Origin of the sequence: Citrobacter sp. RHBSTW-00599, assembly GCF_013784065.1 — a bacterium.
GTDB classification, from domain to species: Bacteria; Pseudomonadota; Gammaproteobacteria; order Enterobacterales; family Enterobacteriaceae; genus Citrobacter; species Citrobacter braakii.
The window spans coordinates 401,381-424,151 of sequence record NZ_CP056717.1 but is presented as its reverse complement, the minus strand read 5'-3'; the positions used below and the strand labels follow the sequence as shown (position 1 = coordinate 424,151).

Annotated in this window: 39 protein-coding genes; 6 read left to right on the top strand and 33 right to left on the bottom strand. The window is 50.0% G+C overall.

What is annotated here, in order from left to right; translation table 11 throughout:
• Positions 1-77 precede the first annotated feature (77 nt).
• The 5 genes from def to mscL all read left to right on the top strand — a co-directional run bounded on the left by def (position 78) and on the right by mscL (position 4,843).
• The gene (gene def / locus HV243_RS02055) at positions 78-587 is read left to right on the top strand and encodes a peptide deformylase (protein ID WP_003031159.1); all 510 of its coding nucleotides are present in this window, start codon (positions 78-80) and stop codon (positions 585-587) included.
• A gap of 14 nt (positions 588-601) precedes the next feature.
• The gene (gene fmt / locus HV243_RS02050) at positions 602-1,549 is read left to right on the top strand and encodes a methionyl-tRNA formyltransferase (protein ID WP_047501513.1); all 948 of its coding nucleotides are present in this window, start codon (positions 602-604) and stop codon (positions 1,547-1,549) included.
• A 51-nt stretch (positions 1,550-1,600) separates the two neighbouring features.
• Entirely contained in the window at positions 1,601-2,890 is a 1,290-nt protein-coding gene (gene rsmB / locus HV243_RS02045) for a 16S rRNA (cytosine(967)-C(5))-methyltransferase RsmB (RefSeq protein ID WP_016154741.1), read from the top strand.
• A gap of 21 nt (positions 2,891-2,911) precedes the next feature.
• A complete protein-coding gene (trkA, locus tag HV243_RS02040) occupies positions 2,912-4,288 on the top strand; it encodes a Trk system potassium transporter TrkA (protein WP_003031153.1) in 1,377 nt (458 codons plus the stop codon).
• 141 nt (positions 4,289-4,429) lie between these two features.
• Positions 4,430-4,843 (top strand): large-conductance mechanosensitive channel protein MscL, encoded by a 414-nt coding sequence (gene mscL / locus HV243_RS02035; protein ID WP_016154742.1) that lies wholly within the window; start codon positions 4,430-4,432, stop codon positions 4,841-4,843.
• Here mscL and arfA read toward each other — a convergent pair.
• The 33 genes from arfA to HV243_RS01870 form a co-directional block, all read right to left on the bottom strand.
• A complete protein-coding gene (arfA, locus tag HV243_RS02030) occupies positions 4,840-5,058 on the bottom strand; it encodes an alternative ribosome-rescue factor ArfA (RefSeq protein ID WP_016157605.1) in 219 nt (72 codons plus the stop codon). The two genes, mscL and arfA, sit on opposite strands and share 4 nt — an antisense overlap.
• Positions 5,059-5,114: 56 nt before the next feature.
• Entirely contained in the window at positions 5,115-5,540 is a 426-nt protein-coding gene (gene zntR, locus HV243_RS02025) for a Zn(2+)-responsive transcriptional regulator (protein WP_016154744.1), read from the bottom strand.
• A gap of 10 nt (positions 5,541-5,550) precedes the next feature.
• A complete protein-coding gene (locus HV243_RS02020; protein WP_047358917.1) occupies positions 5,551-5,919 on the bottom strand; it encodes a DUF1992 domain-containing protein in 369 nt (122 codons plus the stop codon).
• Positions 5,920-6,025: 106 nt separating this feature from the next.
• Entirely contained in the window at positions 6,026-6,409 is a 384-nt protein-coding gene (gene rplQ, locus HV243_RS02015) for a 50S ribosomal protein L17 (RefSeq protein ID WP_001216370.1), read from the bottom strand.
• Between the two features lie 40 nt (positions 6,410-6,449).
• Positions 6,450-7,439, bottom strand: coding sequence for a DNA-directed RNA polymerase subunit alpha (gene rpoA / locus HV243_RS02010; protein ID WP_003031139.1), 990 nt, complete (start codon positions 7,437-7,439; stop codon positions 6,450-6,452).
• A 25-nt stretch (positions 7,440-7,464) separates the two neighbouring features.
• Positions 7,465-8,085 carry a 30S ribosomal protein S4 gene (gene rpsD, locus HV243_RS02005; protein WP_003031138.1) on the bottom strand — a complete coding sequence of 207 codons (621 nt, stop codon included), beginning with the start codon at positions 8,083-8,085 and terminating at the stop codon, positions 7,465-7,467.
• A 33-nt stretch (positions 8,086-8,118) separates the two neighbouring features.
• Complete coding sequence (gene rpsK, locus HV243_RS02000) at positions 8,119-8,508, bottom strand: 30S ribosomal protein S11 (protein WP_003031137.1); 390 nt, start codon at positions 8,506-8,508, stop codon at positions 8,119-8,121.
• A 16-nt stretch (positions 8,509-8,524) separates the two neighbouring features.
• Positions 8,525-8,881 carry a 30S ribosomal protein S13 gene (gene rpsM, locus HV243_RS01995; protein WP_003031135.1) on the bottom strand — a complete coding sequence of 119 codons (357 nt, stop codon included), beginning with the start codon at positions 8,879-8,881 and terminating at the stop codon, positions 8,525-8,527.
• A gap of 146 nt (positions 8,882-9,027) precedes the next feature.
• Entirely contained in the window at positions 9,028-9,144 is a 117-nt protein-coding gene (gene rpmJ, locus HV243_RS01990) for a 50S ribosomal protein L36 (RefSeq protein WP_000868187.1), read from the bottom strand.
• A 30-nt stretch (positions 9,145-9,174) separates the two neighbouring features.
• Positions 9,175-10,506: a preprotein translocase subunit SecY gene (secY, locus tag HV243_RS01985; RefSeq protein ID WP_001118864.1), complete on the bottom strand. Its 1,332-nt coding sequence runs from the start codon at positions 10,504-10,506 to the stop codon at positions 9,175-9,177.
• A gap of 7 nt (positions 10,507-10,513) precedes the next feature.
• Complete coding sequence (gene rplO, locus HV243_RS01980; protein ID WP_003031132.1) at positions 10,514-10,948, bottom strand: 50S ribosomal protein L15; 435 nt, start codon at positions 10,946-10,948, stop codon at positions 10,514-10,516.
• A gap of 3 nt (positions 10,949-10,951) precedes the next feature.
• Complete coding sequence (rpmD, locus tag HV243_RS01975; RefSeq protein ID WP_001140434.1) at positions 10,952-11,131, bottom strand: 50S ribosomal protein L30; 180 nt, start codon at positions 11,129-11,131, stop codon at positions 10,952-10,954.
• Positions 11,132-11,134: 3 nt separating this feature from the next.
• Entirely contained in the window at positions 11,135-11,638 is a 504-nt protein-coding gene (gene rpsE, locus HV243_RS01970) for a 30S ribosomal protein S5 (protein ID WP_003031131.1), read from the bottom strand.
• Positions 11,639-11,652: 14 nt separating this feature from the next.
• Positions 11,653-12,006: a 50S ribosomal protein L18 gene (gene rplR, locus HV243_RS01965; RefSeq protein WP_000358960.1), complete on the bottom strand. Its 354-nt coding sequence runs from the start codon at positions 12,004-12,006 to the stop codon at positions 11,653-11,655.
• A gap of 9 nt (positions 12,007-12,015) precedes the next feature.
• On the bottom strand, positions 12,016-12,549 hold the full coding sequence (gene rplF / locus HV243_RS01960; protein ID WP_003031129.1) for a 50S ribosomal protein L6: 534 nt from the start codon (positions 12,547-12,549) through the stop codon (positions 12,016-12,018).
• Positions 12,550-12,561: 12 nt separating this feature from the next.
• Positions 12,562-12,954, bottom strand: a complete 393-nt coding sequence (gene rpsH / locus HV243_RS01955) for a 30S ribosomal protein S8 (RefSeq protein WP_003031127.1) — start codon at positions 12,952-12,954, stop codon at positions 12,562-12,564.
• Between the two features lie 30 nt (positions 12,955-12,984).
• Entirely contained in the window at positions 12,985-13,290 is a 306-nt protein-coding gene (gene rpsN, locus HV243_RS01950) for a 30S ribosomal protein S14 (RefSeq protein WP_003031125.1), read from the bottom strand.
• Positions 13,291-13,304: 14 nt separating this feature from the next.
• Complete coding sequence (rplE, locus tag HV243_RS01945) at positions 13,305-13,844, bottom strand: 50S ribosomal protein L5 (protein WP_003031123.1); 540 nt, start codon at positions 13,842-13,844, stop codon at positions 13,305-13,307.
• A gap of 14 nt (positions 13,845-13,858) precedes the next feature.
• A complete protein-coding gene (rplX, locus tag HV243_RS01940; RefSeq protein WP_003031122.1) occupies positions 13,859-14,173 on the bottom strand; it encodes a 50S ribosomal protein L24 in 315 nt (104 codons plus the stop codon).
• Between the two features lie 10 nt (positions 14,174-14,183).
• Positions 14,184-14,555, bottom strand: coding sequence for a 50S ribosomal protein L14 (gene rplN / locus HV243_RS01935; protein WP_000613954.1), 372 nt, complete (start codon positions 14,553-14,555; stop codon positions 14,184-14,186).
• 163 nt (positions 14,556-14,718) lie between these two features.
• A complete protein-coding gene (gene rpsQ / locus HV243_RS01930) occupies positions 14,719-14,973 on the bottom strand; it encodes a 30S ribosomal protein S17 (protein WP_003031120.1) in 255 nt (84 codons plus the stop codon).
• A complete protein-coding gene (gene rpmC, locus HV243_RS01925; protein ID WP_000644742.1) occupies positions 14,973-15,164 on the bottom strand; it encodes a 50S ribosomal protein L29 in 192 nt (63 codons plus the stop codon). Before rpmC ends, rpsQ begins: the two co-directional genes overlap by 1 nt.
• Positions 15,164-15,574: a 50S ribosomal protein L16 gene (gene rplP, locus HV243_RS01920; protein ID WP_000941212.1), complete on the bottom strand. Its 411-nt coding sequence runs from the start codon at positions 15,572-15,574 to the stop codon at positions 15,164-15,166. The genes rpmC and rplP overlap by 1 nt, the downstream gene beginning before the upstream one ends.
• Before the next feature lie 12 nt (positions 15,575-15,586).
• A complete protein-coding gene (gene rpsC / locus HV243_RS01915; RefSeq protein ID WP_000529945.1) occupies positions 15,587-16,288 on the bottom strand; it encodes a 30S ribosomal protein S3 in 702 nt (233 codons plus the stop codon).
• 17 nt (positions 16,289-16,305) lie between these two features.
• Complete coding sequence (rplV, locus tag HV243_RS01910; protein WP_000448832.1) at positions 16,306-16,638, bottom strand: 50S ribosomal protein L22; 333 nt, start codon at positions 16,636-16,638, stop codon at positions 16,306-16,308.
• Positions 16,639-16,652: 14 nt separating this feature from the next.
• Entirely contained in the window at positions 16,653-16,931 is a 279-nt protein-coding gene (gene rpsS / locus HV243_RS01905; RefSeq protein WP_001138115.1) for a 30S ribosomal protein S19, read from the bottom strand.
• 16 nt (positions 16,932-16,947) lie between these two features.
• Positions 16,948-17,769, bottom strand: a complete 822-nt coding sequence (gene rplB, locus HV243_RS01900) for a 50S ribosomal protein L2 (RefSeq protein WP_016154746.1) — start codon at positions 17,767-17,769, stop codon at positions 16,948-16,950.
• 17 nt (positions 17,770-17,786) lie between these two features.
• Positions 17,787-18,089, bottom strand: coding sequence for a 50S ribosomal protein L23 (gene rplW / locus HV243_RS01895; protein ID WP_000617546.1), 303 nt, complete (start codon positions 18,087-18,089; stop codon positions 17,787-17,789).
• Positions 18,086-18,691, bottom strand: coding sequence for a 50S ribosomal protein L4 (gene rplD / locus HV243_RS01890; RefSeq protein WP_003031119.1), 606 nt, complete (start codon positions 18,689-18,691; stop codon positions 18,086-18,088). The genes rplW and rplD overlap by 4 nt, the downstream gene beginning before the upstream one ends.
• A 10-nt stretch (positions 18,692-18,701) precedes the next feature.
• Complete coding sequence (gene rplC / locus HV243_RS01885; protein ID WP_003031117.1) at positions 18,702-19,331, bottom strand: 50S ribosomal protein L3; 630 nt, start codon at positions 19,329-19,331, stop codon at positions 18,702-18,704.
• Between the two features lie 32 nt (positions 19,332-19,363).
• Positions 19,364-19,675: a 30S ribosomal protein S10 gene (gene rpsJ / locus HV243_RS01880; protein WP_001181005.1), complete on the bottom strand. Its 312-nt coding sequence runs from the start codon at positions 19,673-19,675 to the stop codon at positions 19,364-19,366.
• Positions 19,676-19,881: 206 nt separating this feature from the next.
• Positions 19,882-20,265, bottom strand: a complete 384-nt coding sequence (locus tag HV243_RS01875; RefSeq protein WP_053388935.1) for a hypothetical protein — start codon at positions 20,263-20,265, stop codon at positions 19,882-19,884.
• Complete coding sequence (locus HV243_RS01870; protein WP_053388936.1) at positions 20,265-21,779, bottom strand: peptidoglycan-binding protein; 1,515 nt, start codon at positions 21,777-21,779, stop codon at positions 20,265-20,267. The genes HV243_RS01875 and HV243_RS01870 overlap by 1 nt, the downstream gene beginning before the upstream one ends.
• Positions 21,780-21,945: 166 nt before the next feature.
• Between HV243_RS01870 and gspC the strand changes: the two genes are divergently transcribed.
• Entirely contained in the window at positions 21,946-22,743 is a 798-nt protein-coding gene (gene gspC, locus HV243_RS01865; RefSeq protein WP_053388937.1) for a type II secretion system protein GspC, read from the top strand.
• Positions 22,744-22,771: the final 28 nt, after the last annotated feature.

Below are 22,771 nucleotides of genomic sequence, written 5' to 3'. Positions count from 1 at the left end.
TGCTGTCAATCAGAGGGGGTTTTGTCTAGAATAGAGGTAATAATCTTTTCAACTCCTGAACACAACTCTGGATAACTATGTCAGTTTTGCAAGTGTTACATATTCCGGACGAGCGCCTTCGCAAAGTCGCAAAACCGGTCGAAGAAGTGAATGCAGAAATTCAGCGTATCGTTGATGATATGTTCGAAACGATGTACGCCGAAGAAGGTATCGGTCTGGCAGCAACTCAGGTCGATATTCATCAGCGCATCATTGTTATTGATGTCTCTGAAAATCGCGACGAGCAGTTGGTACTCATTAACCCAGAGCTGCTGGAAAAAGACGGCGAAACAGGTATTGAAGAAGGCTGCCTGTCTATTCCCGAACAGCGTGCGTTAGTACCGCGCGCAGAGAAAGTAAAAATTCGTGCGCTCGATCGCAACGGCAAATCTTTTGAACTGGAAGCCGATGGCCTGCTGGCTATCTGCATTCAACATGAAATGGATCACCTGGTCGGTAAACTGTTTATCGATTATCTGTCTCCGTTGAAGCAACAACGCATTCGTCAGAAAGTTGAAAAACTCGACCGCCTGAACGCCCGAGCTTAAGGACAAGAATCAACGTGTCAGACTCACTACGTATTATTTTTGCGGGTACACCTGACTTTGCAGCGCGTCATCTCGACGCGCTGTTGTCTTCTGGACATAACGTCGTTGGCGTGTTTACCCAACCGGACCGTCCGGCGGGACGCGGTAAAAAGCTGATGCCCAGCCCGGTAAAAGTGCTGGCGGAAGAAAAAGGGATACCGGTTTTCCAACCCGTCTCTCTTCGTCCTCAGGAAAACCAGCAGCTGGTTGCTGATTTACGCGCAGACGTGATGGTAGTGGTAGCATATGGCCTGATACTGCCAAAAGCCGTACTGGAAATGCCGCGTCTGGGTTGTATCAACGTTCACGGTTCCCTGCTTCCACGCTGGCGTGGCGCAGCCCCAATCCAGCGCTCACTGTGGGCAGGCGACGCCGAAACTGGTGTGACCATCATGCAGATGGATGTTGGCCTCGACACCGGTGATATGCTGCTTAAGCTGTCCTGCCCGATAACTGCAGAAGATACCAGCGGTTCGTTATACGATAAGCTGGCAGATTTAGGACCTCAGGGGCTGATTGAAACGCTAAAACAGCTGGCGGCTGGCACCATAAAACCCGTTGTACAAGATGAATCACTGGTTACGCATGCAGAAAAACTCAGCAAAGAAGAGGCCCGTATCGACTGGTCGCTTTCAGCCGCTCAGTTGGAACGCTGCATCCGCGCCTTTAACCCGTGGCCAATGAGTTGGCTTGAAATCGACGGCCAGCCAGTGAAAGTCTGGCAAGCTACGGTTATTACAGCGAACACACAGGCCGCACCAGGCACTATTCTTGAGGCGACAAAACAGGGTATCCAGGTCGCAACGGGCGACGGCATCCTGAATCTCGTCTCTTTGCAACCTGCCGGTAAAAAAGCCATGAGCGCGCAGGATCTGCTTAATTCGCGCCGGGAATGGTTTGTACCCGGTAACCGTCTGGTATGACGGTTCATCTCGTTAAGCCCGGTATCTCCGGGCATTTTTATTTTTGCGCTTATGAAAAAACATCTTAATTTACGCAGTATGGCGGCCCAGGCCGTCGAACAGGTTGTCGAAAAGGGACAATCATTAAGCAACGTGCTGCCCGCCATGCAGCAAAAAGTTGCCGATAAAGACAAAGCACTGTTGCAGGAGCTTTGCTTCGGCGTGTTGCGTACACTCTCCCAACTGGAGTGGATGATCCAGCAGTTGATGGAACGTCCAATGACGGGCAAACAGCGCACCGTTCACTATCTGATCATGGTGGGCTTCTACCAACTGCTGCATACTCGTATTCCACCGCATGCTGCTTTGGCAGAGACCGTAGAAGGTGCAGTCGTTATTAAGCGTCCGCAGCTTAAAGGGCTGATCAACGGCGTGCTGCGCCAGTTTCAGCGCCGTCAAGAAGAGCTACTGGCTGAATTCTCTCAAAGCGATTTACGTTTCTTACACCCCTCCTGGCTGGTGAAACGTATTAAGACCGCTTATCCGCAGCAGTGGGAAGCCATTCTTGAAGCCAATAACCAGCGACCGCCGATGTGGTTACGTGTCAATCGTAACCATCATACGCGCGATGCCTGGCTGGACCTGCTGACCGAAGCGGGATTAACCGGTTTCCCGCATCCAGATTACCCGGATGCAGTGCGTCTGGAAACGCCAGCTCCTGTGCACGCCCTCCCAGGTTTTGATGAAGGCTGGGTAACCGTCCAGGATGCTTCCGCTCAAGGATGCATAAACTATCTGTTGCCGGAGGACGGTGAACAGATCCTCGACCTATGCTGTGCGCCGGGGGGCAAAACCACTCACATTCTGGAAGTTGCTCCGCACGCTAACGTAATGGCTGTCGATGTTGATGAAAAACGCTTATCGCGCGTTTTCGACAATCTAAAACGTCTGGGTATGAAGGCAACCGTAAAACAGGGTGATGGCCGCTATCCACAGCAGTGGTGCGGTGAACAACAGTTTGACCGTATTTTGCTGGACGCTCCGTGTTCTGCCACCGGAGTGATCCGTCGCCATCCGGATATCAAATGGCTACGTCGCGACCGGGATATTGCTGAACTTGCCCAGTTGCAGGCTGAAATCCTGAATGCAACCTGGCCACATCTTAAACCTGGCGGCACGCTGGTTTATGCAACCTGCTCTATCCTGCCAGAAGAAAACCAACAGCAAATTGCCGCCTTCCTTGCGCGCACGCCAGATGCGGTATTAAGCGTAACCGGTACGCCGGAAAAACCTGGACGTCAGAATTTACCGAGTGCGGAAGATGGTGATGGCTTCTTTTACGCTAAGCTAATCAAAAAGTGATGAGATAACGGGTCGCGACTGATGAAAATTATCATTCTGGGCGCAGGGCAAGTTGGCGGTACGCTGGCTGAAAACCTGGTCGGAGAGAACAACGATATCACGGTAGTCGATACCAATGGTGAGCGCCTGCGTAGCCTGCAGGACAAGTTTGATCTCCGTGTCGTGCAAGGGCATGGTTCGCATCCCCGCGTTCTACGTGAAGCCGGTGCTGACGATGCCGATATGCTGGTTGCCGTAACCAGCTCAGATGAAACAAATATGGTTGCCTGCCAGGTAGCTTATTCACTGTTTAACACGCCTAATCGTATCGCTCGTATTCGTTCACCGGATTACGTTCGTGATGCGGACAAGCTATTTCAATCTGATGCGGTGCCTATCGATCACCTGATTGCGCCTGAGCAACTGGTTATCGATAGCATTTATCGCCTGATTGAATATCCGGGCGCATTGCAGGTAGTGAATTTTGCCGAAGGAAAAGTCAGCCTGGCCGTGGTGAAAGCCTATTACGGTGGGCCGCTGATTGGTAATGCGCTGTCGACAATGCGTGAGCATATGCCGCACATCGATACCCGCGTTGCGGCGATTTTCCGTCATGACCGACCGATCCGTCCGCAAGGTTCTACCATTGTTGAAGCGGGTGATGAAGTTTTCTTCATCGCGGCCTCGCAGCATATTCGCGCCGTAATGAGCGAATTACAGCGTCTGGAAAAGCCTTACAAACGCATTATGTTAGTGGGCGGTGGTAATATTGGCGCCGGGCTGGCACGGCGACTAGAAAAAGATTACAGCGTCAAACTGATTGAACGTAATCAACAGCGCGCATCCGAGCTTGCAGAGAAACTGCAAAATACGATCGTCTTTTTTGGTGATGCCTCGGATCAAGAGCTGCTGGCGGAAGAACATATCGATCAGGTTGATCTGTTCATTGCGGTAACCAACGATGATGAAGCGAATATCATGTCGGCGATGCTTGCCAAACGGATGGGCGCCAAGAAAGTGATGGTGTTGATCCAACGCAGAGCATACGTCGATCTGGTACAAGGCAGCGTGATCGATATTGCGATTTCACCGCAGCAGGCAACCATCTCTGCGCTGCTCAGTCATGTGCGTAAAGCGGATATTGTTGGTGTATCTTCACTGCGCCGTGGCGTCGCGGAAGCCATTGAAGCCGTTGCACACGGTGATGAAACGACGTCACGGGTTGTGGGTCGCTCAATTGATGAAATTAAACTTCCACCAGGAACCATTATTGGCGCCGTTGTGCGTGGTAACGATGTGATGATTGCCAATGATAACCTGCGTATTGAACAGGGCGATCACGTAATTATGTTCCTGACAGATAAAAAGTTTATTACCGACGTCGAGCGACTATTCCAGCCAAGTCCGTTCTTCCTGTAATAATTTGGGCGCTGAAACTGCGCCTAAGTTATTTCCCTTTATTTTTCATGGTTTAATAAATTTCTATTTAGGTAATACATAAATGGAAATTGCCTAAACATTTGTTAAACTTATAAACGTCAGCTGCATAGGGAGAATAAGATGAGCATTATTAAAGAATTTCGCGAATTCGCGATGCGCGGGAATGTTGTCGATTTGGCAGTGGGTGTCATTATTGGTGCGGCATTTGGGAAGATTGTTTCATCACTGGTTGCCGATATCATCATGCCGCCGCTGGGGTTGTTAATTGGTGGAATTGATTTTAAACAGTTTGCTTTAACACTACGTGATGCACAGGGAGATATCCCTGCAGTCGTTATGCATTACGGTGTATTTATTCAGAATATCTTTGATTTCGTTATTGTTGCGTTTGCTATCTTTATGGCAATCAAGCTGATCAACAAACTGAACCGTAAAAAAGCGGAAGAGCCAGCAGCACCGCCGGCGCCATCGAAAGAAGAAGTATTGCTGAGTGAAATTCGTGACCTGCTGAAAGAACAGAATAACCGCTCTTAAGCACTCACTGAAACAAGAAGGCCAGTGGTAAAAAAGTGAATGACTTTCTTGCCACTGGCCTCCCAGTTACCCCGGTTACCATGTTTACCTTTACGTAGATAACTTCCTTTCCCTTTCTTATTTTTCTCAACGCGCTGCCTGAACAGTGGGTCATGTAGAAGCGCCTCAATGGCGTTATCTTTTATCTGCCCTTTAGTGTGCTGATAACGACTCATAATACCTCCGGTTGTCGTAATTTACGCCGCGAGTCTAGACTTGACCGTTCAATAAATCAACAGCCTGATGGCGATCCACTGGCGCCTTGCTCAAGTGCTTCAAGGATAGAGCAGTACACGCTGCTGTGTGCCTTGCCACAACACGCGTCATTCAATCGCTGCAGCGACCGTTGCATCGCCTGAAGCTCAGCTATTCTCGCTTCCACTTCCTGCAATCTTTCCTGGACGATCCCTTTTGATTCCTGGCAGGTATGGTGTTCGGGATCTATGCGGATCGAAAGCAGTTCGCGGATCGATTCCAGAGTGAAACCAAGCTGACGGGCATAGCGAATAAACTTTAGACGCTGAAGATCGCTTTCCGTATAGAGACGAAACCCGCCTTCTGTACGTATTTCATGTTCCATCATCTGCTGCTTTTCATAGTAGCGGATGGTATCAGGCGTCACGTCAGCCAGTTTCGCTAATTCACCAATACGGTACATGCTATCTCCGCTATTCGTCGTTGATCTTCTGTAGCAGCTTATCTGCGTATTCACCGTGTAAAAACTCGGTGCTGAGTCCAGCTTGCCGAAGTTTCAGTTCCAGTAGTGACAGTCTTCGACTCACTTCCTGATAATGGGGATCATCTTTGCGGATCCCTGCAAGTATTTCAAGCAGCTGTATTGCCTCTCTGCGCTGCTCTAGCTCAGCAGGAAGACATCCAGCATTTTTTAATAAACGGAATCCGGCTCGAAGTTCAGGCGGAATGTGGGAATCATCGTCAAGAACCAACGGTTCTCCTGTACCAGGCAAACCATCAAACTCACCTTTAGACTGTGCATCAATAATATGGCGCTCTGCCCACTGGTCCAGTAACCACATACAACACTCCAGTGATGAACAAAAAGAGTACAGATATTGTAGGTAAGTGGGGATATGACGGATATAAAAAAACCCGCCGAGGCGGGTTTTTTTACGTTACTACAGATTACTCTGCAGCAGCTTCTGTTTTCTCTGAACGATCAACCAGCTCGATGTATGCCATCGGCGCGTTGTCGCCTGCACGGAAGCCACACTTCAGAATGCGAGTGTAACCACCGGCGCGGCTCGCGAAACGCGGGCCCAGTTCGTTAAACAGTTTTGCCACGATCTCGTTATCACGAGTACGGGCGAATGCCAGACGACGATTAGCTACGCTATCAGTCTTGGCAAGAGTAATCAGCGGCTCAACTACGCGACGCAGCTCTTTCGCTTTCGGCAGAGTCGTCTTGATGATTTCATGACGAACCAGTGAACCTGCCATATTGCGGAACATAGCCTGGCGATGGCTGCTGTTGCGGTTCAGTTGACGACCACTCTTACGATGGCGCATGACCTTATCCTTCTCAGTAAAACCTTAACCTGTGATCCGGTTACTCGTCAGCGATGCTTGCCGGTGGCCAGTTTTCCAGGCGCATGCCCAGAGACAGTCCACGGGAAGCCAGCACGTCTTTAATCTCAGTAAGAGATTTTTTACCAAGGTTAGGCGTCTTAAGAAGCTCAACCTCAGTACGCTGTACCAGATCACCGATATAGTGGATAGCTTCTGCTTTGAGGCAGTTAGCAGAGCGGACAGTCAATTCCAGATCGTCAACAGGGCGCAGCAGGATCGGATCGAATTCTGGTTTCTCTTCTTTAACTTCCGGCTGACGTACATCACGTAAGTCAACGAAAGCTTCAAGTTGTTCAGCCAGAATGGTTGCCGCACGACGAATCGCCTCTTCAGGATCGATTGTGCCGTTGGTTTCCATTTCGATGACCAGCTTGTCCAGGTCGGTACGCTGTTCTACACGCGCTGCTTCAACATTGTAGGCAATACGCTCTACAGGGCTGTAGCATGCGTCGACCAGCAGACGGCCGATTGGGCGCTCATCTTCTTCCGAATGAATTCGGGTAGAAGCCGGCACATAACCACGACCGCGCTGAACTTTGATACGCATGCTAATAGATGCATTCTCATCGGTCAGGTGGCAGATCACGTGCTGTGGCTTGACGATTTCGACATCACCATCATGGGTAATGTCGGCTGCAGTCACAGGGCCAATGCCAGATTTATTCAAGGTAAGAATAACGTCATCTTTACCCTGAACTCTCACCGCCAGCCCTTTCAGGTTGAGCAGGATTTCCAGGATATCTTCCTGAACGCCTTCTTTGGTGCTGTACTCATGTAGTACACCATCAATCTCAACCTCGGTCACCGCGCAACCCGGCATCGATGAGAGCAGAATACGGCGCAGTGCGTTACCCAAAGTATGGCCAAAGCCACGCTCTAAAGGCTCAAGGGTCACCTTGGCGTGCGTCGAACTCACTTGCTCGATATCTACCAGGCGCGGTTTTAGAAACTCTGTCACAGAACCCTGCATTGTGTCCTCTCTTTGGTACTAAGCTTTACTTGGAGTAAAGCTCGACGATCAGGTGTTCGTTAATGTCCGCAGACAGATCAGAACGCTCCGGCTTACGCTTGAACGTACCTTCCATCTTGCCAGCATCAACTTCCAGCCAGGTTGGCTTTTCACGCTGCTCAGCCAGCTCCAGAGCGGCTTTCACGCGAGACTGCTTCTTCGCTTTCTCACGAATGCTAACAACGTCATTCGGACTAACCTGATAAGAAGCGATGTTAACAACACGACCGTTTACCATAATTGCTTTATGGCTGACCAGCTGACGTGCTTCTGCACGAGTGGCACCGAAGCCCATACGGTATACAACGTTGTCCAGACGACCTTCCAGCAGACCCAACAGGTTTTCACCGGTGTTGCCTTTCAGACGTGCTGCTTCTTTGTAGTAGTTACGGAACTGACGCTCCAGCACACCGTAGATACGGCGAACTTTTTGCTTTTCACGCAACTGCACACCATAGTCAGACAGACGCGGTTTACGCGCACCGTGCTGGCCAGGAGCTTGTTCAATTTTACACTTGGTATCGATCGCGCGAACGCCAGACTTAAGGAATAAGTCAGTGCCCTCACGACGGCTCAGCTTGAGCTTAGGACCCAAATATCTTGCCATTTTCTTTCTCCAACAATCCTAGAAACGACAGCGTTATACGCGACGTTTTTTCGGCGGACGACAACCGTTATGAGGGATCGGAGTCACATCAGTAATATTAGTGATGCGGAAACCAGCGGCGTTCAGAGCACGAACAGTAGATTCGCGACCTGGACCCGGTCCTTTGACCATAACTTCCAGATTCTTGATACCGTATTCTTTTACGGCTTCAGCGCAACGCTCTGCTGCAACCTGAGCTGCAAACGGAGTGGATTTGCGAGAACCACGGAAACCGGAACCACCGGCTGTTGCCCAACCCAGTGCGTTACCCTGACGATCAGTAATGGTAACGATGGTGTTGTTAAAAGAAGCATGGATATGAGCCACGCCGTCAGAGACTTGTTTTCTTACACGTTTACGTGCACGAATTGGTGCCTTTGCCATTATTCAATCACCCCGATTATTTCTTGATCGGTTTGCGCGGACCCTTACGGGTACGTGCGTTGGTCTTGGTACGCTGACCGCGAACCGGGAGACCACGACGATGACGCAAACCGCGATAGCAACCAAGGTCCATAAGGCGCTTGATGCTCATGCTAACTTCACGGCGCAGATCACCTTCAACGACAAATTTGGCAACTTCGTCACGCAGCGTGTCGATTTGTTCTTCAGACAGCTCACTGATCTTAACATCTTCAGCGATACCCGCGGCAGCCAGAATGGCTTTAGAACGGGTCTTGCCGACGCCGTAGATCGAAGTTAATGCGATCACAGCATGTTTCTGATCAGGAATGTTAATGCCTGCTATACGGGCCACTATGCACTCCTACTATTTAATATGTACGCACCATGCTGAAAAGCCCGTTTTCAGGATACTCAAATGGAAACGCACAGACATACAAAAGATTGGCTGGCTAATCTAGCCAGCTCAACCCAACTTTGCAAGAAAAATATGCGAATAAATCAGCCTTGGCGCTGTTTATGCTTCGGCTCGGCACTGCAAATCACACGGATGACACCATCACGCTTAACGATTTTGCAGTTACGGCATAATTTCTTGACGGAAGCACGAACTTTCATTTTTACTCTCCGTAACTTCTCGGGCGACTGTTAACGGCCGTAGCCTTTCAGATTCGCCTTCTTCAATGCAGACTCGTACTGACTTGACATCATCAGAGTTTGCACTTGAGCCATAAAGTCCATAATCACGACAACAACGATAAGCAGTGAGGTCCCACCGAAGTAGAACGGTACTTTCATTGCATCACGCATGAACTCCGGGATCAGGCAGATAAAGGTAATGTAGAGCGCACCAACCAGAGTCAGGCGGGTCATTACTTTATCGATATACTTCGCCGTTTGCTCTCCCGGACGAATTCCTGGTACAAATGCACCGGACTTCTTCAGGTTATCTGCTGTTTCACGCGGGTTGAAAACCAACGCCGTGTAGAAGAAACAGAAGAATATGATTGCAGACGCATAGAGTAACACATAAAGCGGTTGCCCAGGCTGCAAATACAGCGAAATTGTTGTCAGCCAGTTCCAACCAGTCCCGCCCCCGAACCATGACGCGATGGTCGCTGGGAACAGAATAATACTGGAAGCGAAGATTGCCGGGATTACCCCCGCCATATTCACTTTCAGCGGTAAATGTGTGCTCTGTGCAGCATAGACACGACGACCTTGCTGACGTTTCGCGTAGTTTACCACAATGCGGCGTTGACCACGCTCAACAAATACAACAAAGAACGTCACTGCAAATACTAATACTGCAACCAACAGCAACACGAGGAAGTGCAGGTCGCCTTGACGCGCTTGCTCGATAGTATGGGCAATGGCTGGCGGGAGTCCCGCGACAATACCGGCGAAGATAATGATTGAGATACCGTTGCCGATACCACGTTCAGTAATCTGTTCGCCCAACCACATCAGGAACATCGTCCCTGTAACCAGACTGACAACAGCGGTGAAATAGAATGCAAAGCCTGGATTCATTACCAGGCCCTGCATACCAGGCATATTCGGCAGACCGGTAGCAATACCGATCGACTGGAATATTGCCAGCACCAGAGTACCGTAGCGGGTGTACTGGCTGATCTTACGACGACCAGACTCCCCTTCTTTCTTAATTTCTGCCAGCGTTGGATGAACCACCGTCAGCAGCTGGATAATAATCGACGCCGAAATATACGGCATGATCCCCAGAGCAAAGATAGAAGCACGGCTGAGAGCACCACCAGAGAACATGTTAAACATTTCAATGATGGTGCCTCGCTGTTGCTCAAGCAGTTTGGCAAGTACAGCGGCATCAATACCAGGGATCGGAATGAAAGAGCCAATACGGAACACAATCAGCGCGCCGATTACAAACAGCAGTCTGCGTTTCAGCTCGCCTAAGCCACCTTTGGCACTTTGAAAATCTAATCCCGGTTGTTTAGCCATCTGCTACTTATTCCTCGATTTTACCGCCAGCAGCTTCGATAGCAGCACGAGCGCCTTTAGTAACACGCAGGCCACGAACAGTTACCGGAGTAGTGACTTCACCAGCCAGAATCACTTTCGCGAACTCGATCTGGATACCGATAATGTTAGCTGCTTTCAGCGTGTTCAGGTCTACAACACCGCCTTCAACTTTAGCCAGATCAGACAGACGAACTTCGGCTGTAATCGCTGCTTTACGTGAAGTGAAGCCGAATTTCGGCAGACGACGGTACAGAGGCATCTGACCACCCTCGAAACCGCGACGTACGCCACCGCCAGAACGAGACTTCTGACCTTTGTGACCACGACCACCGGTTTTACCGAGGCCAGAACCGATACCACGACCCAGGCGGCGAGCCGCTTTTTTAGAGCCTTCGGCCGGAGACAGAGTATTTAAACGCATCTCTTACTCCTCAACTTTAACCATGAAGGAAACCGCGTTGACCATACCACGAACAGCAGGAGTATCCTCGCGCTCTACGGTGTGACCAATACGACGCAGACCCAGGCCAAGCAGCGTTGCCTTATGTTTCGGCAGACGACCGATTGCACTGCGGGTTTGAGTAATTTTAATAGTCTTTGCCATGGTTTATTTCCCCAGAATTTCTTCAACGGATTTACCACGCTTGGCAGCGACCATTTCCGGAGATTTCATATTTTCCAGGCCATCGATAGTTGCACGAACCACGTTAATCGGGTTAGTAGAACCATACGCTTTAGCCAGAACGTTACGAACTCCAGCGACTTCCAGAACGGCGCGCATTGCACCACCGGCGATGATACCGGTACCTTCGGAAGCCGGCTGCATGAATACACGAGAACCCGTGTGAGTACCCTTAACCGGGTGCTGCAGGGTGCCGTGGTTCAGCGCGACGTTAATCATATTGCGACGGGCTTTTTCCATCGCTTTCTGGATCGCTGCTGGAACTTCACGCGCTTTACCGTAACCAAAACCAACGCGACCGTTACCATCACCAACTACAGTCAGAGCTGTGAAGGAGAAAATACGACCACCTTTAACGGTTTTAGATACGCGGTTAACCGCGATCAGCTTTTCCTGCAGTTCGCCAGCTTGTTTTTCGATGTGAGCCATCTTACACCTCTACCTTAGAACTGAAGGCCAGCTTCACGGGCAGCATCTGCCAGTGCCTGGACACGACCATGATATTGGAACCCGGAACGGTCAAAAGAAACATCTTTGATGCCTTTTTCCAGAGCGCGTTCAGCAACAGCTTTACCTACAGCTGCAGCAGCGTCTTTGTTACCGGTGTACTTCAATTGTTCAGCGATAGCTTTTTCTACAGTAGAAGCAGCTACCAGAACTTCAGAACCGTTCGGTGCAATTACCTGTGCGTAAATATGACGCGGGGTACGATGTACCACCAGGCGAGTTGCGCCCAGCTCCTGGAGCTTGCGGCGTGCGCGGGTCGCACGACGGATACGAGCAGATTTCTTATCCATAGTGTTACCTTACTTCTTCTTAGCCTCTTTGGTACGCACGACTTCGTCGGCGTAACGAACACCCTTGCCTTTATAAGGCTCAGGACGACGGTAGGCGCGCAGATCTGCTGCAACCTGACCGATCAGCTGTTTATCAGCGCCTTTCAGCACGATTTCAGTCTGAGACGGACATTCTGCAGTAATACCCGCAGGCAGCTGATGGTCAACAGGGTGAGAGAAACCTAAAGCCAGGTTTACTACATTCCCTTTAACCGCTGCACGATAACCTACACCAACCAGCTGTAGCTTCTTAGTGAAGCCTTCGGTAACACCGACAACCATTGCATTCAGCAGGGCACGCGCGGTACCAGCCTGAGCCCATCCATCTGCGTAACCATCACGCGGACCGAAGGTCAGTGCATTATCTGCATGATTTACTGCAACAGCATCGTTGAGAGTACGAGTCAGCTCGCCGTTTTTACCTTTGATCGTAATAACCTGACCGTTGATTTTTACATCAACGCCGGCAGGAATAACGACCGGTGCTTTAGCAACACGAGACATTTTTTCCTCCGATTAGGCTACGTAGCAGATAATTTCGCCACCAAGACCAGCCTGGCGCGCTGCACGATCAGTCATAACACCTTTAGAGGTAGAAACAACTGCGATACCCATGCCAGCCATAACTTTCGGCAGCTCGTCTTTACGCTTATAAATGCGCAGACCTGGGCGACTGACACGCTGAATGCTTTCTACAACAGCTTTACCCTGGAAATACTTAAGAGTAAGTTCCAGTTCCGGCTTGGTGTCGCCTTCAACTTTAAAATCTTCAATAAAACCTTCTTCCTTCAGCACGTTGGCAATTGCCACTTTCAGCTTGGAGGAAGGCATGGTGACCGCAGCTTTATTCGCGGCCTGACCGTTACGGATACGGGTCAGCATATCCGCGATCGGATCTTGCATGCTCATCTGTCTTTACTCCCGTGATTCAATTGGTAATTACCAGCTAGCCTTTTTCAAGCCTGGTACTTCACCGCGCATAGCGGCTTCACGCAGTTTGATACGGCTCAACCCGAACTTGCCCACATAGCCATGCGGACGACCTGTTTGACGGCAGCGGTTACGCTGACGGGACGGGCTGGAATCACGCGGCAGAGACTGCAGCTTGAGAACTGCGTTCCAACGATCTTCGTCGGTCGCGTTCACATCAGAGATAATAGCTTTCAGTTCAGCGCGTTTTGCGAAGTACTTATCAGCTAAAGCTACGCGCTTTACTTCGCGTGCTTTCATTGATTGCTTAGCCATTCAGTAACCCTACCTTACTTGCGGAACGGGAAGTCAAAGGCAGCCAGCAGAGCACGGCCTTCTTCATCAGATTTCGCAGTAGTGGTAATGGTAATATCCAAACCACGCACGCGGTCGACTTTATCGTAGTCGATTTCTGGGAAGATGATCTGCTCACGGACACCCATGCTGTAGTTACCACGACCGTCGAAAGACTTAGCGGACAAGCCACGGAAGTCACGGATACGTGGAACAGCAATAGTGATCAGGCGCTCAAAGAACTCCCACATGCGTTCGCCACGCAGAGTTACTTTACAGCCGATCGGATAGCCCTGACGGATTTTGAAGCCTGCAACTGATTTGCGTGCTTTGGTGATCAGCGGTTTTTGACCGGAGATTGCTGTCAGGTCAGCTGCTGCGTTATCCAGCAGTTTCTTGTCAGCGATCGCTTCACCAACACCCATGTTCAGGGTGATCTTCTCGACCCGAGGGACTTGCATGACAGAATTGTAGTTAAACTCAGTCATGAGTTTAGCGACTACTTCGTCTTTGTAGTAATCATGCAGTTTCGCCATCGTACTACTCCAAATTACTTGATAGTTTCGCTGTTAGATTTAAAGAAACGGACTTTTTTGCCGTCTTCGAATCTAAAGCCTACACGGTCAGCCTTGCCGGTTGCCGCGTTGAAGATAGCAAGGTTAGAGATCTGAATAGCTGCTTCTTTCTCTACAATGCCGCCTGGTTGGTTCAGGGCCGGAACCGGCTTCTGATGTTTCTTAACCAGGTTGATACCTTCAACAATGACCTTGCCGGAAGACAGGACATTCTTAACTTTACCGCGTTTACCTTTATCTTTACCGGTTAACACGATAACTTCGTCATCACGACGGATCTTCGCTGCCATGATTCGCTCCTTAGAGTACTTCTGGTGCCAGAGAGATAATTTTCATGAACTTCTCGTTACGAAGTTCACGAGTTACCGGCCCAAAAATACGCGTACCGATAGGTTGCTCGCTGTTATTGTTTAAAATAACGCATGCATTACCATCGAAGCGAATGACAGAACCGTCCGGGCGACGAACACCCTTCTTGGTGCGCACCACTACCGCCTTCAGCACATCACCTTTTTTGACCTTACCACGCGGAATTGCTTCCTTGATGGTGATCTTGATGATATCGCCGACGCCTGCGTAGCGACGGTGCGAGCCACCCAGAACCTTGATACACATTACGCGACGTGCACCGGAGTTGTCGGCGACGTTCAGCATAGTCTGTTCTTGGATCATTTTAGTGCTCCGCTAATGTCAACTACTACTGAGACCCGAAAATCAGGTCGTTAAAAAAGCCCCATATCGGGGGCGCGGCATTATAACACCGCTTCAACGATATGGGTAGAAAAAATAAACGGCTCATCGCTGAGCCGTTTATTCGTTGAGAATGCCTACTGTATTACAGAACGGCTTTCTCTACAACGCGAACCAGCGTCCAGGACTTAGTCTTGGACAGCGGACGGCATTCGCGGATTTCAACCACGTCACCAGTACCGCATTCGTTGTTCTCGTCATGTACGTGCAGTTTGGTCGTACGCTTAATGAATTTACCGTAGATCGGGTGTTTCACAAAACGTTCGATAGCAACAACGATGGATTTCTCCATTTTATCGCTAACAACGCGACCTTGCAGAGTACGGATTTTATCGGTCATTACGCACCCGCCTTCTCAGTCAGTAAAGTCTTAACGCGTGCGACATCACGACGCACTTGCTTCAACAGGTGAGACTGTTGCAGCTGGCCACTTGCAGCCTGCATACGCAGGTTGAACTGCTCACGCAGCAGATTCAGCAGCTCGGTGTTCAGCTCTTCAACACTCTTCTCACGCAGCTCTTTTGCTTTCATTACATCACCGTCTTAGTTACAAAGGTGGTTTTAATCGGCAGTTTCGCTGCTGCCAGCTTGAATGCTTCACGGGCCAGCTCTTCCGGTACGCCGTCCATTTCATACAGGACTTTACCCGGCTGAATCAAGGCAACCCAATACTCCACGTTACCTTTACCTTTACCCATACGCACTGCCAGCGGCTTTTCAGTGATCGGTTTGTCCGGGAATACACGGATCCAGATCTTACCTTGACGCTTAACTGCACGGGTCATAGCACGACGTGCTGCTTCGATCTGACGGGCAGTCAGACGACCACGGCCAACAGCTTTCAGACCGAAGCTGCCGAAGCTAACATCCGTACCCTGCGCCAGACCGCGGTTACGGCCTTTGTGCATTTTACGGAATTTTGTACGCTTTGGTTGTAACATCAGCGACGCTCCTTATTTACGGCCTTTACGCTGCTGCTTTTTAGGTTGCGCAGCCGGTTTTTCCGGTTGTTCAACAGCAGCCATACCACCCAGGATCTCGCCTTTGAAGATCCACACTTTAACGCCGATTACACCGTAAGTGGTGTGCGCTTCAGAGGTGTTGTAGTCGATGTCAGCACGCAGAGTGTGCAGAGGTACGCGACCTTCGCGGTACCATTCGGTACGTGCGATTTCCGCGCCGCCCAGACGGCCGCTAACTTCAACTTTAATACCTTTAGCGCCCAGACGCATTGCGTTCTGTACAGCACGCTTCATAGCACGACGGAACATAACACGACGTTCCAGCTGAGAAGTGATGCTGTCAGCAACCAATTTTGCATCCAGTTCAGGTTTACGCACTTCGGCGATATTGATCTGAGCAGGAACGCCAGCAATATCCGCTACGACTTTGCGCAGTTTTTCTACGTCTTCACCTTTCTTACCAATAACGATACCCGGGCGAGCGGTGTGAATGGTCACACGGATGCTCTTAGCCGGACGCTCGATAACGATACGAGATACAGACGCTTTAGCCAGTTCCTTAGTCAGGTACTGACGTACTTTAAAATCGCTGTCCAGGTTGTCAGCGAATTCTTTGGTGTTCGCAAACCAGGTTGAGTTCCATGGTTTTACAATACCCAGGCGAATACCATTAGGATGTACTTTCTGACCCATTGCTAGTCTCCAGAGTCTCAGCGATCGGACACAACCACAGTAATGTGGCTGGTGCGCTTCAGGATGCGATCTGCACGACCTTTTGCACGCGGCATAATGCGCTTCATGCTCGGGCCTTCGTCTACGAAAATTTTCGTAACTTTCAGATCGTCAATGTCAGCGCCATCGTTGTGTTCAGCGTTAGCAATGGCAGATTCCAGGACTTTCTTGACCAGTACAGCCGCTTTCTTATTGGTGTAGGTCAGAATATCCAGAGCCTGCGACACTTTCTTACCGCGAATCAGGTCTGCAACAAGGCGAACCTTCTGAGCAGAAGAACGAGCATGGCGATGTTGAGCTAAAGTTTCCATCTCTTCCTCCTACCTTATTTCTTCTTCGCTTTTTTATCAGCAGCATGGCCGCGATAAGTACGAGTCGGTGCGAATTCACCCAGTTTGTGACCGACCATTTCGTCGGAAACAAATACCGGAACGTGCTGACGACCATTATGGACAGCGATGGTCAAACCGATCATGTTAGGAAAGATCGTTGAACGACGGGACCAAGTGCGCAGGGGCTTCTTGTCTCCGCTTTCCACCGCTTTCTCTACCTTCTTCAGCAAGTGCAGGTCAATAAAAGGACCTTTCTTGAGAGAACGTGGCATGGCTTATCCTCTAAAATTATTTGCTACGGCGACGTACGATGAATTTATCAGTACGCTTGTTGCTGCGGGTCTTCTTACCTTTGGTCTGAACGCCCCACGGAGTTACCGGGTGCTTACCAAAGTTACGACCTTCACCACCACCATGTGGGTGGTCGACTGGGTTCATCGCAGTACCGCGAACGGTAGGACGAACACCACGCCAGCGTGCAGCACCTGCTTTACCCAGAACGCGCAGCATATGCTCAGCATTGCCAACTTCGCCCAGAGTTGCACGGCAGTCTGCTTCGACTTTACGCATTTCACCAGAACGCAGACGCAGGGTGACATAAGCACCATCACGAGCAACGATCTGAACGTAAGTACCAGCGGAACGTGCCAGCTGACCGCCTTTACCTGGTTTCATTTCTACGTTATGAACGGTAGAACCAACCGGGATATTGCGCATCGGCAGGGTGTTACCTGCTTTGATTGCAGCATCAACGCCAGATTGAACCTGGTCGCCAGCTTTCAGGCCTTTAGGGGCCAGGATGTAACGGCGTTCACCGTCTTTGTACAGAACCAGCGCGATGTTCGCGGAGCGGTTCGGATCGTACTCAAGACGTTCAACAACTGCCGGGATACCGTCTTTGTTGCGTTTGAAGTCAACAATACGATAAGCCTGCTTGTGACCACCACCGATGTGACGAGTGGTGATGCGGCCATTGTTGTTACGACCACCGGATTTGCTGTTTTTTTCAACCAGCGGAGCAAAAGGTTTGCCCTTGTGCAGCTCTGGGTTGACCACTTTAACAACGTGGCGACGACCCGGAGATGTCGGTTTACATTTAACAACTGCCATTGTATTACTCCTCCGACTTACTCAGCGCCGCCGACGAAGTCCAGATTCTGGCCTTCCTTCAGGGTGACGTAAGCTTTTTTCCAGTCGCTACGACGACCGATACGCTGTCCGTGACGTTTAACTTTCCCTTTAACTACCAGGGTGTTAACGACTTCGACTTCGACTTCAAACAGTTTCTGCACAGCAGCTTTGATTTCTGCTTTGGTCGCGTCTTTAGCAACTTTGAGAACGATGGTGTTAGTTTTTTCCATCGCAGTAGACGCTTTTTCAGAAACGTGCGGTGCGCGCAGCACTTTCAGCAGACGTTCTTCACGAATCATGCCAGCATCTCCTCAACTTGCTTAACAGCATCAGCAGTCATTACGACTTTGTCGAAGGCGATCAGGCTAACCGGGTCGATACCAGTTGCATCGCGTACGTCAACCTTGTGCAGGTTGCGCGCAGCCAGGAACAGGTTTTCGTCCAGCTCACCGGTGATGATCAGCACATCTTCCAGAGCCATGTCTTTCAGTTTCTGTGCCAGCAGCTTAGTTTTAGGCGCTTCTACAGAGAATGATTCGACAACGATCAGACGATCCTGACGTACCAGTTCGGACAGAATGCTTTTCAGCGCGCCGCGGTACATCTTTTTGTTAACTTTTTGACTGTGGTCCTGTGGACGAGCAGCGAAGGTCACGCCACCTGAACGCCAGATCGGGCTCTTGATAGAACCTGAACGCGCACGGCCGGTACCTTTCTGGCGCCACGGCTTTTTGCCTGAACCAGTTACTTCAGCACGAGTCTTCTGAGCACGAGTACCCTGACGAGCACCAGCTGCATAAGCAACAACAACCTGGTGAACCAGCGCTTCGTTGAAATCACGACCGAAGGTAGTTTCGGAAACAGTCAGCGCGCTCTGCGCGTCTTTCAATACTAATTCCATTGCTATCCCCTTACGCCTTCACAGCTGGTTTAACGATCAGGTCGCAACCGGTCGCACCCGGAACACCACCTTTAACCAGCAGCAGGTTGCGCTCAGCGTCAACACGTACTACGTCCAGGCTCTGAACGGTTACACGTTCGTTGCCCAGCTGACCTGCCATTTTCTTGCCTTTGAACACTTTGCCCGGAGTCTGGTTCTGACCGATAGAACCCGGAACGCGGTGGGACAAGGAGTTACCGTGAGTAGCGTCCTGGGTACGGAAGTTCCAGCGCTTAACGGTACCAGCGAAACCTTTACCTTTAGAGGTACCGGTTACGTCAACTTTTTTAACGTCAGCAAACAGTTCAACGCTAATGTTCTGACCAACGGTGTATTCTTCACCATCTGCCAGACGGAACTCCCACAGGCCGCGGCCAGCTTCTACGCCAGCTTTAGCAAAGTGGCCAGCTTCCGGCTTAGTTACGCGGTTAGCTTTTTTAGCACCGGTGGTAACCTGAACAGCGCGATAGCCATCGTTAGCCAGATCTTTAACCTGAGTAACGCGGTTTGCTTCAACTTCGATAACGGTTACTGGGATAGATACGCCATCTTCAGTGAAGATGCGGGTCATACCCACTTTTTTACCGACTAAACCAATCATTGTATCAACCTCTCAATCGCTCGATGACCTGATTAACCCAGGCTGATCTGCACGTCTACACCGGCAGCCAGGTCCAGACGCATCAGAGCATCAACGGTTTTTTCAGTTGGCTCAACGATGTCAACCAGACGCTTGTGAGTACGGATCTCGTACTGATCACGCGCGTCTTTGTTGACGTGCGGGGAGATCAGAACGGTGAAACGCTCTTTGCGGGTCGGCAGCGGGATCGGACCACGAACCTGCGCACCAGTGCGCTTGGCAGTCTCGACGATTTCCGCGGTTGATTGATCGATCAGACGATGATCAAACGCTTTCAAACGGATACGGATTCTTTGGTTCTGCATGAGACCAGAGCTCCAATTATTTTATAGACGAAATAGTTACTCCTCAAACCCATTACGATTGATGGGAGAGTGTAACCGTTCTTACGTAGCCCCCTGATTGGGAGCGTTGTTGACGGTAAACCGCCACAGTTCATATCGAACTACCCGTCAGATTTGACAGGCTGGCGTATTATACGTATAGCCAGTACGGATGCAAGTGATTATGGCTATTTGCCATCGATTTCTCTCAGCGCTTGTTGCACACGTGAGCGCAATACTTCGCCATCCGGCACTTCCTGCTCGGACGCTTCATCATAGGGTATCTCTTCCAACATACTGTCACCCTCTTCGTTCTGGGTGGGTAAATCGATGCGTATCGGCAGAGGCTTCCGCTTAAAAATGTAATGCACATCCGAGAGTCGATACGCCTGAGAATCGGGCACTCCCTGCGTGGCGGTTGTCGGATGGCGCACCAACCAGACATAATGTCCGTAGTAGCCGCACATTAGCATCAGGCTGACCCACAACAGCCAGCAACAGGAACGCAGCGCCTGCCGCCAGCGGCAACTCAACACTGTTTTCGCATCAATGGGTTGATAGATGTGCATCATCACACACGCTCCTTAGATGACACATGTGTGAGCACAGGTGCCGCCTCATTGATTAATACCGGCGCGTCTCCAAGACTCTGACGTAGCCTTATCAGCGTCTCTTTTCCCGGCTTACCATCCACAGGCAAATTCTCCCGCTGCTGGAATGCTTTGACCTTTTCGATTAACCATGGCGTCCATGAGCCTGATTTATCGCCGGGAACACCCAGCGCGCGGCTCAGCATCGTATCAAACCAGATGATGGTTTCCGCCGGACTCTTTTCACCGATCTGCATTTTCCTGTCAGGCGTTAAATTGAGCATCAGGGTATAATTTCCCTGCCAGTGCTTCGCCAGCCACTCCTGACTGATGATCCAGGTTTTATTATCAATGATAAGATCCAGCTCGTTTCCTGATACACGCATCACAACACCGTAGACCGGTTGTTTATCGATATTCAAATGCGCGATCCACGGCAACCCGCGCCTGATGAGGTTATCTAAACGTTCCTTGCCGCTTTCGCACACCAACTCAGCGCGATCGGCCTTGTCACACCATGCCTCGTCATGCGCTGTGTCGAATCCCCAGACGCTGAATAATTGCTGCATGGCGTCGCGTAATCCTCCCCGTGCATCGCTAATATCCGGCAGGTTTTCCTTTTTTTGCGTCATCGCCACCGTTAACCCGGCGGGCACAGGAAGTTGAAGGGGAAAAACATCGACCGCCAGCCAGCCGAACGTCAAAGCCAGCGCAGCGTAAAGTCCGGGCAATATTCCCTTGCGCAATACGCAAGAGCGTAGAGTAAATGTTTCCAGCAACAATTTTTCCTGTTGAGCGGTTAACACATCCGCTTGCCTGTCCGTTGCCATTTTTCTCGCCGCCCGGGCGATGCGCCTCAGCAACGCCAGGTTTCCCTGCACTGCCCGAACCGCTTTGCGCACAAATTCATGACGCATCCGCACAGGCTCGCCATCCGCCTCACACAGTTGCTGTTGATGCATAAAATCAAGATATTCATCGTCCGTCGGCGCAGCGATGATCGCCGATAACGTAACACGCCGTTTAAGTCGTCGGTTACGCCTGAGCGCTTCGCCCCCCACCAGTAGCAAGCTGGCGCCAGCGTCAAATGAAGCCGCCAGATGACGGAAATTATCGACAAATACCGGAAGATGTCTGGCGAGTGCGTCAGCATTATCAATGACAATTATTATTGGTTGCGCTGCCGGACTAAGGGCAGGCATCAGCGTTGACCAGAAACGGCTAATTCTCACATCTCGCCAATCTGGCTGGAGTTTTCCGTGCGTACACGCCGTGTGTGTCAATTGACAGAAACCAGATAAACCAGTGGCGGTAAACACCACTACCCTGCCGGGAAAATTCTTACCTAACTGATAAATAATCGTCGATTTACCACACCCCTGTTTGCCGCATAATACGCCCACATCGCCCGCGCCCAGCTCATGAATAAAGATATTCTTGATAAGGGTATGTTGCGAAAAAGAGTAAATTGCATACGGTAATTCGCGTTCAGTCATCGATAAGTTCCAGTAATTGATGCGGGTATTTAACTTATTATATGCCAGGTAAATATTATCAATTTTTTATATTTGAATTAAACGACATGTTCCGACGATTAAATTGAAAACCTGAAAGTAAGCCTATATCATGCTTCTCCCGAAAAGAACAGGCATGCTATTAACAATGGATGTTATCGCAAAGCAATTTACCTTTATATTTAAGAGAAAGCGTAACGATGTGCTGTACTGCGTTATGTTTTTTGTCGGTGCCATTGTTATTATTCATTCGTTATATGCCTATAGATTATTTATTGATTCGACAAATACGAAAAACAAAACCAGTCACTCAATAACGTCCGTTGCCCTCAAGCTGCCAATGAATTTACCGAAAAACAGTAGGGAAAATGCGACTGATAATAAAGAAGATGTTTCAATTAAAAATTCGATGCTCAATCTCCAGCTAAATGGCATTATTGCGAGCACGCTAAAAACACGTTCACAGGCTATTATCACCATTAATGAGAAAGCAAAGTTTTACAGTACCGGAGATAAACTTGACGATCTCCCTGACGTAAAAATTACGGACATTGATAATAATAGCGTGACGATTGATAACAATGGCTCCCGGCAACGCATCGCTTTTATTGATGAGCCTGATATATCCTCCAGGCCACCGGCACCATCGCTGCCACATGACAGCGCGCCACATTCCCTCAGCGACATCATTATTACTAACTTTATCTATCAGCAGGAAGCGCTACAGGGCGTCAGATTAAACGCCCGTGGTCCGGTTGAACGTTTTATAGCAACCGGACTCAGGCCAGGCGATATTGCGATCAAAATGAACAACCATCCGCTAACTCAGGAAGCGTCAGCAAAAGCGGCACTACAGGAATTTGTAACCTTAAACTCTGCCCAGTTCACCGTAATACGAAACGGTCAGGAAGCGCTGGTGAATGTATCCGTTACTGAGAATGATTAACCTTAAGGACGACAAAATTGCGCAAAGG